Origin of the sequence: Metabacillus sp. Hm71 (assembly GCF_051842955.2) — a bacterium.
In the GTDB taxonomy this organism is placed as follows: domain Bacteria; phylum Bacillota; class Bacilli; order Bacillales; family Bacillaceae; genus Metabacillus.
The window spans coordinates 3,203,949-3,219,041 of the sequence record NZ_CM200278.1 but is presented as its reverse complement, the minus strand read 5'-3'; the positions used below and the strand labels follow the sequence as shown (position 1 = coordinate 3,219,041).

15 protein-coding genes and 2 pseudogenes are annotated in these 15,093 nt (G+C 35.4%); 10 read left to right on the top strand and 7 right to left on the bottom strand.

Features of this window, described 5'->3' with window-relative positions; genetic code table 11:
• Positions 1 to 225: 225 nt before the first annotated feature.
• Positions 226 to 585, top strand: coding sequence for a hypothetical protein (locus ACSVDH_RS15680; RefSeq protein ID WP_439251203.1), 360 nt, complete (start codon positions 226 to 228; stop codon positions 583 to 585).
• A gap of 63 nt (positions 586 to 648) precedes the next feature.
• Complete coding sequence (locus ACSVDH_RS15675; protein ID WP_439251201.1) at positions 649 to 1,017, top strand: YhcN/YlaJ family sporulation lipoprotein; 369 nt, start codon at positions 649 to 651, stop codon at positions 1,015 to 1,017.
• Positions 1,018 to 1,224: 207 nt separating this feature from the next.
• Here ACSVDH_RS15675 and ACSVDH_RS15670 read toward each other — a convergent pair whose 3' ends face one another.
• Positions 1,225 to 1,464 carry a hypothetical protein gene (locus ACSVDH_RS15670; protein WP_439251200.1) on the bottom strand — a complete coding sequence of 80 codons (240 nt, stop codon included), beginning with the start codon at positions 1,462 to 1,464 and terminating at the stop codon, positions 1,225 to 1,227.
• A 564-nt stretch (positions 1,465 to 2,028) separates the two neighbouring features.
• On the opposite strand from ACSVDH_RS15670, the gene ACSVDH_RS15665 reads away from it, so the two are divergent.
• A complete protein-coding gene (locus tag ACSVDH_RS15665) occupies positions 2,029 to 2,208 on the top strand; it encodes a hypothetical protein (protein ID WP_439251199.1) in 180 nt (59 codons plus the stop codon).
• Between the two features lie 610 nt (positions 2,209 to 2,818).
• On the opposite strand, the pseudogene ACSVDH_RS15660 reads toward ACSVDH_RS15665, so the two are convergent.
• Positions 2,819 to 2,955, bottom strand: a pseudogene (locus ACSVDH_RS15660) (helix-turn-helix domain-containing protein); the annotation flags it as partial.
• Between the two features lie 577 nt (positions 2,956 to 3,532).
• On the opposite strand from ACSVDH_RS15660, the gene ACSVDH_RS15655 reads away from it, so the two are divergent.
• A complete protein-coding gene (locus tag ACSVDH_RS15655) occupies positions 3,533 to 3,703 on the top strand; it encodes a hypothetical protein (protein ID WP_439251198.1) in 171 nt (56 codons plus the stop codon).
• A 120-nt stretch (positions 3,704 to 3,823) separates the two neighbouring features.
• Here ACSVDH_RS15655 and ACSVDH_RS15650 read toward each other — a convergent pair whose 3' ends face one another.
• Positions 3,824 to 4,117, bottom strand: a complete 294-nt coding sequence (locus ACSVDH_RS15650; protein ID WP_439251197.1) for a hypothetical protein — start codon at positions 4,115 to 4,117, stop codon at positions 3,824 to 3,826.
• Between the two features lie 223 nt (positions 4,118 to 4,340).
• Positions 4,341 to 4,484, bottom strand: a complete 144-nt coding sequence (locus ACSVDH_RS15645; RefSeq protein WP_439251195.1) for a DegQ family regulator — start codon at positions 4,482 to 4,484, stop codon at positions 4,341 to 4,343.
• A 374-nt stretch (positions 4,485 to 4,858) separates the two neighbouring features.
• Here ACSVDH_RS15645 and ACSVDH_RS15640 point away from each other — a divergent pair, with 374 nt between their 5' ends.
• The gene (locus ACSVDH_RS15640; RefSeq protein ID WP_439251194.1) at positions 4,859 to 5,872 is read left to right on the top strand and encodes a DUF3231 family protein; all 1,014 of its coding nucleotides are present in this window, start codon (positions 4,859 to 4,861) and stop codon (positions 5,870 to 5,872) included.
• A 314-nt stretch (positions 5,873 to 6,186) separates the two neighbouring features.
• Here ACSVDH_RS15640 and ACSVDH_RS15635 read toward each other — a convergent pair whose 3' ends face one another.
• On the bottom strand, positions 6,187 to 6,780 hold the full coding sequence (locus ACSVDH_RS15635; RefSeq protein WP_439251193.1) for a TetR/AcrR family transcriptional regulator: 594 nt from the start codon (positions 6,778 to 6,780) through the stop codon (positions 6,187 to 6,189).
• 211 nt (positions 6,781 to 6,991) lie between these two features.
• Between ACSVDH_RS15635 and ACSVDH_RS15630 the strand changes: the two genes are divergently transcribed.
• Positions 6,992 to 7,402 (top strand): hypothetical protein, encoded by a 411-nt coding sequence (locus tag ACSVDH_RS15630; protein WP_439251192.1) that lies wholly within the window; start codon positions 6,992 to 6,994, stop codon positions 7,400 to 7,402.
• A gap of 315 nt (positions 7,403 to 7,717) precedes the next feature.
• Here ACSVDH_RS15630 and ACSVDH_RS15625 read toward each other — a convergent pair whose 3' ends face one another.
• Entirely contained in the window at positions 7,718 to 8,833 is a 1,116-nt protein-coding gene (locus ACSVDH_RS15625; protein ID WP_439251191.1) for a glycoside hydrolase family 88/105 protein, read from the bottom strand.
• 151 nt (positions 8,834 to 8,984) lie between these two features.
• On the opposite strand from ACSVDH_RS15625, the gene ACSVDH_RS15620 reads away from it, so the two are divergent.
• Positions 8,985 to 9,839, top strand: coding sequence for a helix-turn-helix domain-containing protein (locus tag ACSVDH_RS15620; RefSeq protein ID WP_439251544.1), 855 nt, complete (start codon positions 8,985 to 8,987; stop codon positions 9,837 to 9,839).
• A gap of 148 nt (positions 9,840 to 9,987) precedes the next feature.
• Here ACSVDH_RS15620 and ACSVDH_RS15615 read toward each other — a convergent pair whose 3' ends face one another.
• Entirely contained in the window at positions 9,988 to 10,413 is a 426-nt protein-coding gene (locus ACSVDH_RS15615) for a hypothetical protein (RefSeq protein ID WP_439251189.1), read from the bottom strand.
• A gap of 179 nt (positions 10,414 to 10,592) precedes the next feature.
• Between ACSVDH_RS15615 and ACSVDH_RS15610 the strand changes: the two genes are divergently transcribed.
• The 3 genes and pseudogenes from ACSVDH_RS15610 (at position 10,593) to ACSVDH_RS15600 (ending at position 15,087) form a co-directional block, all read left to right on the top strand.
• Positions 10,593 to 11,213, top strand: coding sequence for a PdaC/RsiV family protein (locus tag ACSVDH_RS15610; protein WP_439251187.1), 621 nt, complete (start codon positions 10,593 to 10,595; stop codon positions 11,211 to 11,213).
• A 292-nt stretch (positions 11,214 to 11,505) separates the two neighbouring features.
• Positions 11,506 to 14,602 (top strand): annotated as a pseudogene (gene fdhF, locus ACSVDH_RS15605) (formate dehydrogenase subunit alpha).
• Positions 14,587 to 15,087 (top strand): helical membrane plugin domain-containing protein, encoded by a 501-nt coding sequence (locus ACSVDH_RS15600; protein ID WP_439251185.1) that lies wholly within the window; start codon positions 14,587 to 14,589, stop codon positions 15,085 to 15,087. The pseudogene fdhF and the gene ACSVDH_RS15600 overlap by 16 nt, the downstream one beginning before the upstream one ends.
• Positions 15,088 to 15,093: the final 6 nt, after the last annotated feature.

Below are 15,093 nucleotides of genomic sequence, written 5' to 3'. Positions count from 1 at the left end.
TCAATTAATTATAAACAATCAGTATATTTTCTCTAGATAAGAACAAACTAATTAATGAGCATGAGAACCAAAAGTTCATGATTGTTTCCTTTTAGAGATACCTCCTGATATTAATTGAGAGGTATCTTTATTTTTCTTGGAAAAGTTACTCATAATTTCATCGATATGGGGGACGATAAGTAAAGATCTAAAAGGTCATACATAAATTAAGAAAGGGGAATGACCATGAATAAAAAATGGTTTCTCATGATTACAAGTATTTTATTAGCTGCAATGGTTTCAGTAGGATGTGATTTAAATCCAGATCCGGCACCGCCAGATGATAACAATGGTGCTGATGAAAATGGAGCAAACAATGGCAATGGAGCAAACAATGGTGCTGACGAAAATGGTGCAAATAATGGCAATGGAGCAAATAATAATGATAACAACGCCGATAATATAATCGAAGGTGAAGAAAACATTCCTGGCGTTGATGAAAATGATAACATGTTTAAAAATGATGAAGAAAATGGAGAGCCAGATCCAGAAGATCCAATAGAAGATCCAGGAGATATAGGTGATGAAGATAGAAAAGACGAGTAATGTACTTCTAAATATTGAATATAAAGTGCATTAATTAAATAAGCAGTATAAAGGGATCTACATTTGAAGATCCCTTTTTCAATAACGATAATAAGCAAGTCAATTGATCAATCTATTGCTAACCAAGCAAAAGAAAAAGTAATAAAAGAAGAAGAGATTTCAGATGTAAAGGCTGTGAATACAGATAAAGAACTTCTAATTGCAGTTGAAGTAAATCATATGGATCGGTTTCGTTTAAAAGAAATTGAAAAGAATTTAAATCAAAAGACAGAAAAACAATTTCCAAACCATGAAGTGACTATCTCAATAGATAGTAAAATATTTTTAGAGATCGAAAAATTAGAAAATAAAATGAAAAAGAATAATCTTGGCAAAAAGAAGCTTGAAAAAGTACTAAAAAGAATTAAAAGCCTTTCAGAGGAACTCACATAAAGAAGGTATATAAAAACCTTAGTCCGAAAATCGGGCTAAGGACCATTTTCTTTTTTGAATATTGTATTAATTATTACTTCAAAAATGGCCAATAGCTAGTACCGGTAAAAACCCCCTTTTAAAAAAGAGGATTTTTGTATTTTTAGTAATAGTAAGGGTAGTACGGATAATAAGGTGGATAATAGTAAGGAAACAGAGCTAGTGCAGTTAACGCTGCAAATGGAAGAAACCGGCGGATAAAACGTCGGAATCTTCTTCTCGTTGCATTCCATCCTCACCAACTAACACCGATACACCATCATTTGTTACATCTTCAATAATTCCATCAACGGTACTTCCATCTGATAATTTTAAAATGACGTGGAAGTGCATATATTTTTTGCACTTATCATGTAAAGGTTTTATGTGATCGTATTGGTTGTGATGCATATTTCTTTCTTCAGTCATATTTGCTTCATCTCCTTTCCACTACATGATATTCTCTCTTTGTTAAAGTTATAACCGTTGCAAATTGGGGTAAGGAAGACAAAGAGAAAAGGCGTATGTCGCTGGACCGGGGCTTCTTATGTACGTAGTATGTAAGGATTGTGGGAATAATTGCCTGCAACATCCTAGATGAATTATCACAGAGATGCGGTCTAATGTGTTTGCATTGTGCTCAAGAGTGTAGAGCTTATGCTGAAGTCAAATCTTAAACTTTCTGTCTCATAATAACCAAATGTAACGTTTTGCCAAATACTGTATAGGCATATGAAACACAAGAAATAAAAATTAATCAAAAAATCTCGTCTATCTACGACTCCCTTTTCCAAGGGGGTTTTTTATTTATCAAAATGTTAATTTATAGTACATCTAAGTACAGATAAAGTTTGTATAAAGATGTATATTTTGCTAATGCTTCGCATGTCAAATTCGTCTAATCATGTATTTAAAAGTTTACACTATAATAAAATTCATATTGGATATATTAAAAAATGTATTTTTTATTAAGAGATAAAGGAGAAAGGACTTATGAAAACTTCTAAAGAAAACTTTGAAAATTTGATAGGGAAAAATCGGAGAGCAAGGTTAAAAAAGGAAATGGAAAAATTGGATCAATACTTTGAAACCCCAATCATACATAGAGAAATACACGGGAATAAAATACATGTCCCCTTAAATCTAGATAGGATTTGGAATCAAATAAGTTAGTCTGTTGATATTGCCATATTTAAGTACTTTGCACCAGTACAAGCCTAACTGTACTTATAAAGTAAAAATGCAGAATCATGGAACTCTTACCTATTGATACATCTCTTTCCCAAAAGAGTGATTTTATAGCTTTAGGCATTCCTTATTTTTTAAAAAAAGGGCAGTCCAAACTAGTTGGCTGCCTTATTTTAATGCATAGGAACCTCTTACCTCCTAGTGGGAGTTTTAATCAAGAGACAGTAAATTTAGCTCACCAGCTCGAGATGAAAACAATTCTTTGGACAGTTGATACAATTGATTGGAAAAAGTCATCAACATCCGAAATGGTTAGTCGAGTCGTAACTCAAGTTAGGAGTGGTTCGATGATTTTAATGCATCACACAAAGCCCGTTGCAGAAGGTCTAGAAAACTGATCGTTGATATCGAGAAAAAAGGTTACCATTTAGGTACCGTATCTGAAATAATGAGTGAAGATCGAATAAGCAAACACCCGAAGTTATTTGTAAAAGGGAGAAAACATTTGAGGTGTCATTTTTGGAAATATTTTGCGCTTATTTTAAGTGTTATTTTGACATCCAACTTTAAAAACTAGCTACTTTTAATATAAAGATTAGCTGGGTTTCTTCATTTCTAAATAACGATAAATTGTAGTACGAGACACATCCCACTTTTCCGCAACATCTTTAAAGGTGTACCACTTTCAATTAAAGCTTTTATCATTTCAATATCTTTTGGTCCATACTTCTCTATTAAGGCAATAATGTAATATACGCAGCATCTACGACAGCATCTACACTTATATCACCGATTTATTGGGAGGAATCAATTAGAAATACCTTGACCTTAATTATTATAGAAGTTATAAGCGATTTCGAAATATAAAAAATGGAAAAAGAGAAAAGTAAGAATTGGTTCCAATATGAATAAACTTATGAATACAAGTTAATAGTTAAAATATCCATTCTGAGAAAACGCCATCCAAAACTAAGGCGGTTTTTCTCATATCTTTTAATTTCGACAATAACAATAATAAAGTTCCATTTTTCCCTAGTTATTTTTTATGTTCTCAATCTCAAAGTTGTAAAAGCTTCTTATATTATGGGGTTGAATAAAATCCCCTTGTAACTTCTATATTTTTGATTTGCAAAGTCCTAAAGTGTCAGAGTCAAATTAATGCTTTCAAGACCTTTTAAATAGTTCCTATAAGGTGGTATTGCTTAGCTAATTATTTAAAGTTTCCGAAAGAGCTTCACATAATTTAATGAGGTAGGTGAAAATAAAAATGTTTTTTTATTATTTATCATTCAACGAGGAGGAGTTTATATTGGACAAAAATACAAAAGAGAATGCTGAAAAATTGGCTAGAGTAGTAGCTGATGCAGAAGAAACAAGTGTATTTGGAGCTTTGAAAAGTCAAATCAATCAACTTCAATCTGAATTAAATCGAGTACAACAACCAAATCAGGAACAAGTGGAACCGCAAGCTTACAACTAAATGAGGAACAAGGACAACAACAAGCTCCACAACTAAATCAACTTTTACAACAAATTAACACAATTAGTTCTCAATCTTACCAACAACAACAACAACAAGCTGACCAACAATTACAACAAGCTATACATCAGGCTGTTCAAATTTTGAATCAGGCTTCTCAATATGTTCAAACGAATCGAGCATTGACTCAGATGAATCAAGCTGTAAACCAAGCACAACAGCATTTGCAACAAATGACTGGAGGGCAACAACAAGGTCAAGGTTCACAACAAAACCAAATGAATATGCAACAACAAGGTCAACAACAGTTTGGCCAACAACAAAACCAAATGAACATGCAACAACAAGGTCAACAAGACCAATTTGTTCAATAAAGGTGTACGACATTGGTGTGAGGATATAGAGAGACAACATTAAACATATCTTTTCACATAGGATAAAAATAGAGATTAAGATGTTTAGCTAAAAGTTAGTTCTTCCACAAATGAGCGCTTAATTGAATAAGAAGCAAAAAGGAATCTTCGTTTGAAGATTCTTTTTTGTGCCGTTAATCTCTTATTATGTTGTAAAGTATTCATGTGGTATTTTGTGATGGGGAATATAAGAGGAGATTTTTGTGGTTTTAGTTGTAGTCCATTTAGGATACATTTAAAAATGTATATTTGTCATATTTATCTATACTTTTATTTATTAAATGAAGTGATTCTATTGTTTCTTTTATTTGTTCTTCAACCTTAACTAAAATTTGGGCCATTTCTTCAATTTTATGAAGATCCATCATTCCTACACATCCTTACAATCTAGCACCGCTATGGCAAACGACTCATTTGCTCTTACTTAAAATATTAACTTAATTTAAATTTTTTTCACCGAAAATAATTCAAATTTCATATGCGTGATGACGCAATATACACGAAATAGTCCAATATATTTATTTTTCACAAGAATCAACAATCTAGGATAAAATGAGATATAGAGAGTTGTTAAATCTTAATGTGTTTACTGCCTCAAACATAACAACTTCTTATCGAATATGATTTTGTAAGTAAGTTGATGCAACCATTTCAGTTTGATTTTTTCAATAAATGGGCTCTTATATATTTTCCAATAATGGGCATATTATTTCTTGATGTATACGATATTGGAGGATGTGCAATGGAAAGTAATAACAGTCATATTAGATTAACTTCTGTTGAAATGGGAAAGCTTTGGGCAACTTATATGGGGAATGCTGCGTCAAAATGTGTTCTTAGTTATTATCTTCAACATATCGATGACCAAGATATCAAAAAGGTTGTAGAAAACGCCCTGAATTTAAGCGAGACGCTTTTGGAAAATATTAAAGAAATATTTATTAAAGACAACTTTCCAATACCGATTGGGTTTACAGATAAAGATGTGAACTTAGATGCCCCAAGGCTCTTTTTAGATGAATTTTATCTCCACTACTTGAAATATACGAGTAAAGCAGGGATGAGTATTTATTCAATTGCAATACCGATAATGACAAGAGAAGATATAAGAGAATTTTTTATCAATACCTTAAACTCTACAATAAAATTAATAACTGAAGTAGATGCTTTATTAAAGGGAAAAGGATTTTATATAAAACCACCTCAAATTCCAACACCAGAAAAAGTTGATTTTATTAGAAAACAAAATTATTTAAATGGGGTTTTTGGAGATATTAGATCTCTTCATGCATTAGAAATTGCACATTTTTATGATAATATTGAAAATAATGTGACAAGTAGGGGTTTATTAACTGGTTTTAGTCAGGTAGCTTCAACTGAGAAAATTCAAAAGTTTTTGTTAAGAGGAAAGGAAATTACTAATAAACATATAGAGGCTTTTGCACAACAATTACATAAAAATAACTTACCATCTTATCCATTATTTGACGACCTAGTAAGTACTTCAACTTCTTCTCCTTTTTCGGGAAAATTAATGTTATGGCATAAAATAGAAATGTTTTCCATGAGAATTAGATCTTATGCAAATGCAATATCACTTAATGGAAGGCGTGATATTGGTAAAATGTATATGCAGTTTCTAATGGATATTGAACTATATGTAGAGGACGCTGCTAACATTATGATTGACCATGGGTGGATGGAACAACCACCAAAAGCAACTGACCGAGATGAACTTGCGAATATGGATAGTTAGAAGTAGAAGTAGAATATTAAAATCCACTTTGGAGTATAAGAAAGTTTTATATGGCAAATTCGTAAATAGTGTTATACTCATTTTTAGGATTTGTGAATAAGTAATTTAACAATGTGACTTTACTTTCTTAGAAGTAAAGTCTTATTTTTTTACAATACAGGATAACTATATTAAATAGTAAGAATTAGACTTAGTTTATAAATGCATGGTACTTTTATCAAGATAGGATATCATTACAAATAAAATGCCGAGATATTAATCTCGGCTATTCATTATAGGATAAAGTATCCATCTTTCTGTAAAGATGATTTATTTTACTCTGAAAATAACCATTCATACATAAAGATCTGATCACATAAATTCACATTTTGGTTAACATATTTATGGATCTCAAATCCTTCATATAAAGCAACTAATGAAGTAGCCAGAATTTTTTCATTTAAATTGGGCTTAATTTGATTTAACTCTTTAGCTTTTTTAAATACCTTCTCAAATAAATTCGTCCAACTATCATATGAGTTATTAATACATTCCTGTATCTCCTTATATTGGCTGCTTTGTTTAATTAATTCTAAATATATGCCTGTCCAATATGGACGTGATGTTGTTGTCTTTATTAGGATTTCAAAAAACTGATGGATAAAGGACTTAATTTCAAATGTCCCCTGCTTGACTTGTTCATTAAACATATCTTCTAAATCGTCCATATGAATCTCCATTCGAATACGCATGACTTCCATTAACAGTGCTTCTTTACTTTTAAAATGAGTATAAAATGCTCCTCTTGTTCTTCCGACCTCATTTAATATGTCGTCTATACTTGTACTGCCGTATCCTTTTGTGCCAAATAATTTAAATGCTGATTCAATGATATTTGCTTTTGTTTCTTCTCCTGTATTGTACCTCATAAGTAAAAGACTCCCTTTTATAAAATTTTATTCTCTCATCCGCTGAAAAAATATGTATAAATTTTACATTTTTTATTCCATTATATGGGTGTTATTTGTTATAATTTAAATACAAACCGGTTTGTATTTATTATAGCTATATTGGTGTTAAATCTAAAGTCTTACTTTACAGGAGGAGAAAAATTGATATTCTCTCAAAAGGTTGTAAAAAATGTTACCGTTTATTTTATGTTTTTCAATGATTTTTGTATTTTTTCCACAATCTAAAGCTGCTGCTGCATGGTATTTTCAGACTGATAATGCTCGTTGGAGTGAAGGCGGTTCAGATGGCTATATCCAAGTTAAATCTGGTCAAACCGTTGATATTAAAATAAATTCTTGTAGTAGAGTGAATCGAAACAATAATGTCGCAACTCAAATGAGTGTTACTGATTGCGGTCCTGCATTAGCTGCTGAAATTTGCAATCCCACAACAGGTAATTGCACATCAAGATACACCATTGGTTCAGATGGATTTTTAAGGTTTACTAATATGAAAGGTGCTAGTTACGAAATTTATATCTATGACTCATGGTCCAGTTACTACTTTACAGGATGGGCTAATTATTCCCCACACTACTAATAAGTTGTAATGCCAAAACTTCAGTTAAAACATAAGTTTTTACCTTTTAAAACGGTGCCTAAAGTTGTAAAAAACTCAATTTAGGAGGAGTGTTATGAAAAATTTATCAAAGCTTCTGCTTGCAATGAATAGTCCTATTGTCTGGACAAGACATTTTGTGTTATCTACTTATGCTTCCGGAGTTTGATGCCAGTTTTTCAAAGATGAAACAAACCTTGTGATCGCAGTATTAGCTCAACGGCTTGATCAAATATAGACACCAAAGGAGAAAAAAGAAGCCTAAAAAAGGCTCCTGTTTTGTTCAAAAGATATATCTTATTTTGCCGCCTGACTCATTTCCGCACACATCAGAATAAACGCTCCAGCTCCGTGAAGATCATTCTCGCTGGTAGGGCGGGCAATATAGTGATCGTAGTCGCCGATCCCTGTACCGATACAAATATTGCCAATGAGTACGTTTCCATTTTCATCGAACGTCAATGTATCAATTACACCCTGATAGCCTTTCCAAGCATATTCCATATATTTGCCGTCCAAATAGCCTAAACGGACAGCTTTAGCAATTGCTTGAACAAACAGGGAGGAACAAGAGTTTTCCAGCCAATTATCGGATAGATGACCTTTGTCAACTACCTGATACCATAAGCCAGTTTCGGAATCTTGGTATTTTGTTAGGGCAATGAGCAGGTCCTGAAGGATAGTGACCAGCTTTTTCTTATTTTTATGGTCCTCTGGAAGGTGATCAAACATTTCCAGCAGAGCCACAGGGTACCAGCCGATTGCGCGTCCCCAGAACTCTGGAGCCAAGCCAGTAACAGGGTCAGCCCAATTGGCTGCTTTCGTTTCATCCCACCCATGATACAGCAAGCCGGTGTCCGGATCCTTTGTATGCTTCTCCATAAGGATGGCTTGATAGGTCATCATATCAAAATAGTCGCTTTCATCGAAAGTCTTTCCGAACTGGACTGCGATCGGCCCGGCCATATATAATCCGTCCAGCCACATTTGATTTGGGTAATGCTCCTTGTGCCAGAACCCTCCTGATGGATTGGTCTTCCATGATTTTAGGAGTGGAACAAGGTTGTACAACGCTTTCTTATACTTTTCATCACCTGTTTGCTCATAAAGGGTATAGAGAAGCACACCCGGCTGTATGTCATCAAGTTCATCTGTTTTGCATTTTGGGACGCTGCCATCTGCGAGAATATGGCTATCCACCCATCGTTTAATATAGTCGAAATATTGATCTTTTTGAGTCAGCCTCCAGACTTTCTCCATACCAGATAGAAAAACTCCCTGATGATAGTGGAATCGCTCAGGCGGAAGGAGCTCCGGTTCAAATTTTGCCATTAACGTTTCGCATGCTTTCTCAGCCCATTGAATAGGGTTTCGTGTTTCTGTTGATATCTTATTGGTTTCTGAAAGATTCATCTTAAAAATCCCTCCTATATATATTTAAGATTAGGTTAGCATAAAAATATGTACATTTTTTGCAGAATCAATCAAAAACCTCTTATATCTTGCAGAAAATGAACCAGAGGCATAAAATAAAAGAAAACTAAACTGAGAGGAGGCGAACAGGCTGAAAAGCATTCTATTCCAAAACGCAGAGGAGACATTTACGGTATCACTTCGGCAAGCGCTAAGCCACCATATGCCAGCTAATCATTTTCACAGTACGTTCGAAATTTTCTATTTAATCTCTGGGAAACGGGAATTTTTTATAAAGGATCGCACATTAGTGATTAACGAAGGGGATATCGTGATCATTTCGCCTAATATTCTGCATCGGACAACCAATACCGAAATGCCAAAGCATGAGCGGCTTATTGTAAATATTCATGAGAGCTGCATGGCTGCAGGGAATCCTTCCTATAGAAATATCCTTCAACCTTTGTTTGAACAAGAGTACATTATTGTCAGGTGTCCTCTGCAAGAGCAGATCTTAATCGAAACACTTTCCCAAACAATCATTCAGGAGATTAGGGAGAAAAGACCAGGCTTCGAGATGTATGCCCAAACGCTGGTGCTTCAGCTGCTCATTATTTGCTGCCGGCATGTGAAACAAACAAGTATCGAGCCATTAGAATCTCCAAGTCCGATGCATGAAAGAATATCAGAGGTTGTCCGCTATATAAACAATCATTATATGAATGATCTGTCGCTACAATCAGTAGCAGAGGAATTCTACGTAAGTCCCTACTATTTAAGCCGTTTTTTTAAGGAAGTAACAGGCTTTACATTCGTAGAGTACATGAACAACGTCAGGATCAAGGAAGCGAAGAAGCTTTTGGAGTCCTCTTCCATGAAGGTCAACTTGATTTACAAAAAGGTAGGCTTCGGCAGTGTGACCCATTTTGGCAGGGTGTTTAAAGCAGTTACTGGCTATGCTCCGTTGCATTATAGAAAAAAGGGTAATAAAAGGTCATGTTTTTAAAAAAACGCAAGGCGCTAAGCATTCGGCGACAAGCATAAGGCGAATGCTAAGTACCTTGCGCTTTTCTTAATTCACCATAAATTGATCGAATTGTCGTTACAGCTTAGCCACCGTGGGTAATGAATCTAGTGCGCCTAAATTGCATAGCTTATTTATAGGTTTTTAATAGCATCTTATCTAATTCACGTACTTTATCATAGGAATCTAATACATTTACAGGTACCAATGTTCGCCCATATTCCCAAGCATTCATTTCGATTTCAGCTTTAAGCATTTCTTTTTCTTCTTCGTCTCCATACATGAGAGTTCTTAAATCATGTTTGTTTTTCTTAAAATCCAAATAATAACCAATCACATGATAAAGAATAATTTTAACAAAGTTTTCCTCAGTCTCTTTGAATTTAAAATTACCTATGTAAGCGTTTACTTGAAGATAGTTAAATTTGATCGTATTTGTTGATACGTTAAAACTCATAGGTACAGGTAGATTATTGGTAAATTCATAATTAATAGTTAGATTCAGCTCATTTAGTGTTTCTTTAATGATCTTTTCGATATCCCATATATAAAGCATGTTTATGATCACTTTCCTTAAAAGTATTATTTAAAGTTATTCTTGCACAAATTAAGGAGGTGCGTCAATTACTCTCACACCCTTGAAATGAAAATTCTTTGGTTGCATATTTGAACTTTTACTCATTTTTCCTCCTATTAAGAATACAATGGGTAAAAAAATATGAGGATGGATATCAGATGCCCATTACTTTACCAGTTAGTATAAAAACGGTTCAAATCAGCAGTGGTCCGAAAAAAACAGTCGTATATCCAAAAGCTGTCCGAATGCCAAATCAACAGTTGCAAATGTTCATCAATCAAACGATTATTTATCACACCCAGCAGCTGATCAATCAGCAAGTTGGAGATATGCCGGCTACAGTTGAAGAAATGATTGGGGAATATGAAATCAAAAACAACCAACGTCAAGTCTTGAGCTTATCACTCTCAAATTATACTTACCATTACCATGCTGCCCATGGAATGACATTTATAAAATCATTAACTTTTGATTTACAAAAGGGGAAGCTATGTGAGCTTAAAGACTTGTTTAAGCCAGGAAGTGATTATGTCAAAAGACTCTCAGGAATCATCCAAACACAAATCAAGCAACGTGATATCCAAACTCTGAACGAATTTACAACGATAAAACCGAATCAGGATTTTTATATCGCTGATAAAGTCCTTGTCATTTATTTTCAGTTATATGAAATCACTCCATATGCTTTTGGTTTTCCAATGTTTCCAATCTCGGTATATGATATTCAAGATATTATTGACGAAACAGGACCACTGGGAAGGATGGCTGTTAATGATTAGCGCTAGTTTGAGGATAAATGGCATTTACGGGAATGACAACAATCATTGCAACGGCTACTAGCTGATTTTTCTTCAATGGAATATAAGCAAAAACTTCTTATGTTTCGCGTTGTGTAAATGAAGAAATAAATTCTGTACTCAATAAGCGTATAGTTGCCTTTTTTATGTAAATACCTCTAAAAGCAATTTATTATTGAAATTACATATTAAAAGGATTATAATTTACGTATAAAAGTTCATGGATGTTACGTAATTCTAAATTGCCTGCTTCTATGTCTTTTTTATATTGTTAATGGTGAGATGGATAACTAGTAGGATTAACTGCTTAGATATTAGCCCGCCATAAAATAGTTTGTGTAAAGTCATACACACACTATTTTATGGCGGGCTTTTTATTTTGGAAAAAGGGAGAGTTTATATTGTCTGAAATAGTGAGAGTGACGATTAATGGAGAGGTAAATGAGGTAGAAAAGGGAATTCGTATTCTCGATTATCTTTTGCAACAAGGGATAGAGCACCCGCATATTTGTTATTCAGAAGTATTAGGCCCAATACAAACATGTGATACGTGTATGTGTGAGATCGATGGGAAAATGATGAGGGCCTGTTCCACACAAATGGAGGAAGGAATGAATATTTTGACTTCCTCAGAACGGGCCAAAACTGCACAAACAGAAGCAATGGATCGTATTTTGGAGAATCACTTACTTTACTGTACGGTTTGCGATAATAATAACGGGAATTGCCGTGTTCATAACACAGCGGAATTTTTAGAAATTGAACATCAAACTCGTCCATTCCGAGAAAAAGGATATGAAGTAGATATGTCACATCCTTTTTACCGATACGATCCTAATCAATGTATACTTTGCGGGCGCTGTGTAGAAGTGTGCCAAGATCTGCAGGTTAATGAAACGCTAACGATTGATTGGGAACGAGAAATTCCGCGTGTCATATGGGATAATGGTAAATCCATTAATGAATCTTCATGTGTATCTTGCGGACAGTGTGCCACAGTTTGTCCATGTAACGCATTAATGGAAAAATCAATGTTGGGCGAAGCTGGACTTATGACAGCTATTCCAAAGGATTTATTAGATCCTATGGTTGATCTCATTAAAGAAGTCGAACCTGATTATAAAACAATTTTTGCCTTATCAGAAGTGGAAGCAGCGATGCGGGAGACTCGTACGAAGAAAACCAAAACCGTTTGTACGTTTTGTGGAGTAGGATGTTCATTTGAGGTATGGACAAAGGGACGTTAAATCTTAAAAATCGAACCAACTGAAAACGGACCTGTAAACAGCGTTTCTACCTGTGTTAAAGGAAAGTTTGGCTGGGATTTTGTTAATAGTGAGCAACGTCTCACTACCCCTTTAATACGAAAAGGGGATGAGTTTGTCCCTGCAACTTGGGATGAAGCCTTGACATTGATTGCAGAAAAAATGGGTACGATTAAACAAACCTATGGAGGACGTGCACTAGGATTTGTAAGTTCTTCCAAAACAACAAATGAAGACTCCTATCTTATGCAAAAATTAGCACGTCAAGTATTTGAATCAAACAACATTGACAACTGTTCGCGATACTGTCAGTCTCCTGCTACTGATGGCTTACTTGCGACGGTTGGGTATGGAGGAGATTCCGGGACCATTAAAGATATTGCAGCCGCAGGTCTTGTCATAATTGTTGGTGCCAACCCAACAGAAGGGCATCCCGTTTTGGCTACACGAGTAAAGCGCGCAAAGAAATTATACGGCCAAAAGTTGATTGTTTCCGACCTTCGAAAACATGAAATGGCTGAGCGTTCTGATCTGTTTTTACATCCAAAACAAGGAACGGATTATGTTTGGATAACGGCTATTGCTAAATATATCATCGATCAAGGCTGGCATGATGAAAAATTTATTGAAAAACGTGTAAATCAATATAGTGAGTATCTTAACCTCCTTGAAAAATACACACTTGATTATGCAGAAGAAGTAACTGGTCTTTCAAAAGACCATCTGATCGAAACGGCCAGAATGATTCACGAAGCAGATGGAACATGTATTTTATGGGGAATGGGTGTCACTCAACATGTTGCAGGATCCCATACATCAGCAGCTATCGCTAATCTTCTACTCGTCACAGGGAACTTTGGCCGTCCAGGTGCAGGGGTCTATCCTCTTCGCGGCCATAACAATGTTCAAGGCTCCTGTGACATGGGGACTCTGCCGCAATGGCTACCAGGGAATCAGCGTCTATCAGACAACAAGGCTCGAGCTAAGTTTGAACAGGCATATAACGTCAAAATTTCAGATAAGCCTGGGCTAACAAACATTGAAATGTTAGAAGCAGTGGAGAAAGGCGAATTAAAAGCCATGTACCTAATGGGAGAAGATATGGCATGGGTCGATTCAAATTCAAACCATGTCCATGATACACTAAGTAAGCTGGAATTTTTTGTTGTACAGGATGTGTTTTTAACGAAAACAGCACAATTTGCCGATGTTGTCTTACCGGCAGCTCCGTCTCTTGAGAAAGATGGAACATTCACCAATACAGAGCGACGCATTCAACGGCTGTATCGTGCACTTGAGCCATTAGGTGAATCGAAACCAGATTGGTGGATTATTCAACAAATTGCGAAATATATGGGTGTTAATTGGAACTATGAACATCCAAGCGAAATTATGGATGAGATTGCAAGTTTGTCTCCAATTTTTGAGGGTGTGTCCTATGAACGACTTGAGGGATGGAACAGTTTAATATGGCCAGTACAAAAAGATGGCACGGATGAACCGCTTCTTTATACGAAACGGTTTAACTTTCCAGATGGAAAAGCTCGTTTTTCTCTTGTCGAATATGTTCCGCCTATTGAGTTTTCACATGAATTCGACCTTACATTGAATAACGGACGACTTTTAGAACATTTCCATGAAGGAAATATGACGAATAAATCGAAAGGGATTCAGTATAAGTTACCGGAGGTATTCGTGGAAATTTCGCCGGAACTTTCCCGAGAACGCGGTGTAAAAGATGGCTCGCTAGTACGCCTCGTGTCACCCTATGGTGCGATTAAGCTTCGTACGATCGTAACAGATCGAGTCCATGGAAAAGAACTCTATGTCCCTATGCATTCTATCAGTCATGAAAATGCTATCAATCTATTAACTGGAAGTGTCGGTGATGTTCGGACACAAACACCAGCCTATAAACAGACAAAAGTAAAAATGGAATTAATAAAGGTAAAAGGCAGCACACCACTTCCGTTATACAATCCTCGTTATGCAAAACGAAATCCGCAAATGGGAGTTCAGGTTGAGCGAAAGTGGGCTAGAAAGGATTACGAACCGATTGCAGATGTGAATATAACAGGGGGAACGAAATCATGGCGAAACCAATAACCAAGATAAAAGAACCTGTTTTTTCGGAAGAGGAAACACAGGCTAATAGACTTGAAAGTGTTATACAAAATTTAGCAGAAAACGCGGATGGAATTCAAGAAACGATTAAGCTTCTCCAAGAACTTCACGAAAGCGGGGTTCTTGAAGCTGTTAATTGCTTGATTGAGGCGAAAGAAAAAGTGGCAAAAATTGCGGTCGGACAAATGTTGCGTCCACCTGTTACCAATGCAATTAACAATGGGATGGCAGCAGCTGGAGCACTGACAGAACTCGATCCGGAAATGACAAAGAAGATCCTGAACGGAATGACGAGAGGAATTCAAACAGCAGAAAAGGAACTCAGAGCAAATAAAAAAATGGGTGTTTTTGATCTAGTAAAACTGATGAGGGACACTGATGTGAACCGTGCTTTGACCTTTTCTTTCTATTTACTGCAAGGAATTGGGTCAGGATTAAAGGAGCATTCTCAAGGGAAAAGGACTTAGTTTTCA

Excerpts from the sequence above, each read along its gene's own strand:
- ACSVDH_RS15600 (WP_439251185.1), top strand. The coding sequence starts at position 14,587 with ATGGCGAAACCAATAACCAAGATAAAAGAACCTGTTTTTTCGGAAGAG.
- ACSVDH_RS15625 (WP_439251191.1), bottom strand. The coding sequence starts at position 8,833 with ATGAATCTTTCAGAAACCAATAAGATATCAACAGAAACACGAAACCCT.
- ACSVDH_RS15640 (WP_439251194.1), top strand. The coding sequence starts at position 4,859 with ATGGAAAGTAATAACAGTCATATTAGATTAACTTCTGTTGAAATGGGA.
- ACSVDH_RS15615 (WP_439251189.1), bottom strand. The coding sequence starts at position 10,413 with ATGCTTTATATATGGGATATCGAAAAGATCATTAAAGAAACACTAAAT.
- ACSVDH_RS15630 (WP_439251192.1), top strand. The coding sequence starts at position 6,992 with ATGTTACCGTTTATTTTATGTTTTTCAATGATTTTTGTATTTTTTCCA.
- ACSVDH_RS15645 (WP_439251195.1), bottom strand. The coding sequence starts at position 4,484 with ATGATGGATCTTCATAAAATTGAAGAAATGGCCCAAATTTTAGTTAAG.
- ACSVDH_RS15650 (WP_439251197.1), bottom strand. The coding sequence starts at position 4,117 with ATGTTGTCTCTCTATATCCTCACACCAATGTCGTACACCTTTATTGAA.
- ACSVDH_RS15665 (WP_439251199.1), top strand. The coding sequence starts at position 2,029 with ATGAAAACTTCTAAAGAAAACTTTGAAAATTTGATAGGGAAAAATCGG.
- ACSVDH_RS15680 (WP_439251203.1), top strand. The coding sequence starts at position 226 with ATGAATAAAAAATGGTTTCTCATGATTACAAGTATTTTATTAGCTGCA.
- ACSVDH_RS15610 (WP_439251187.1), top strand. The coding sequence starts at position 10,593 with ATGCCCATTACTTTACCAGTTAGTATAAAAACGGTTCAAATCAGCAGT.
- ACSVDH_RS15635 (WP_439251193.1), bottom strand. The coding sequence starts at position 6,780 with ATGAGGTACAATACAGGAGAAGAAACAAAAGCAAATATCATTGAATCA.
- ACSVDH_RS15670 (WP_439251200.1), bottom strand. The coding sequence starts at position 1,464 with ATGACTGAAGAAAGAAATATGCATCACAACCAATACGATCACATAAAA.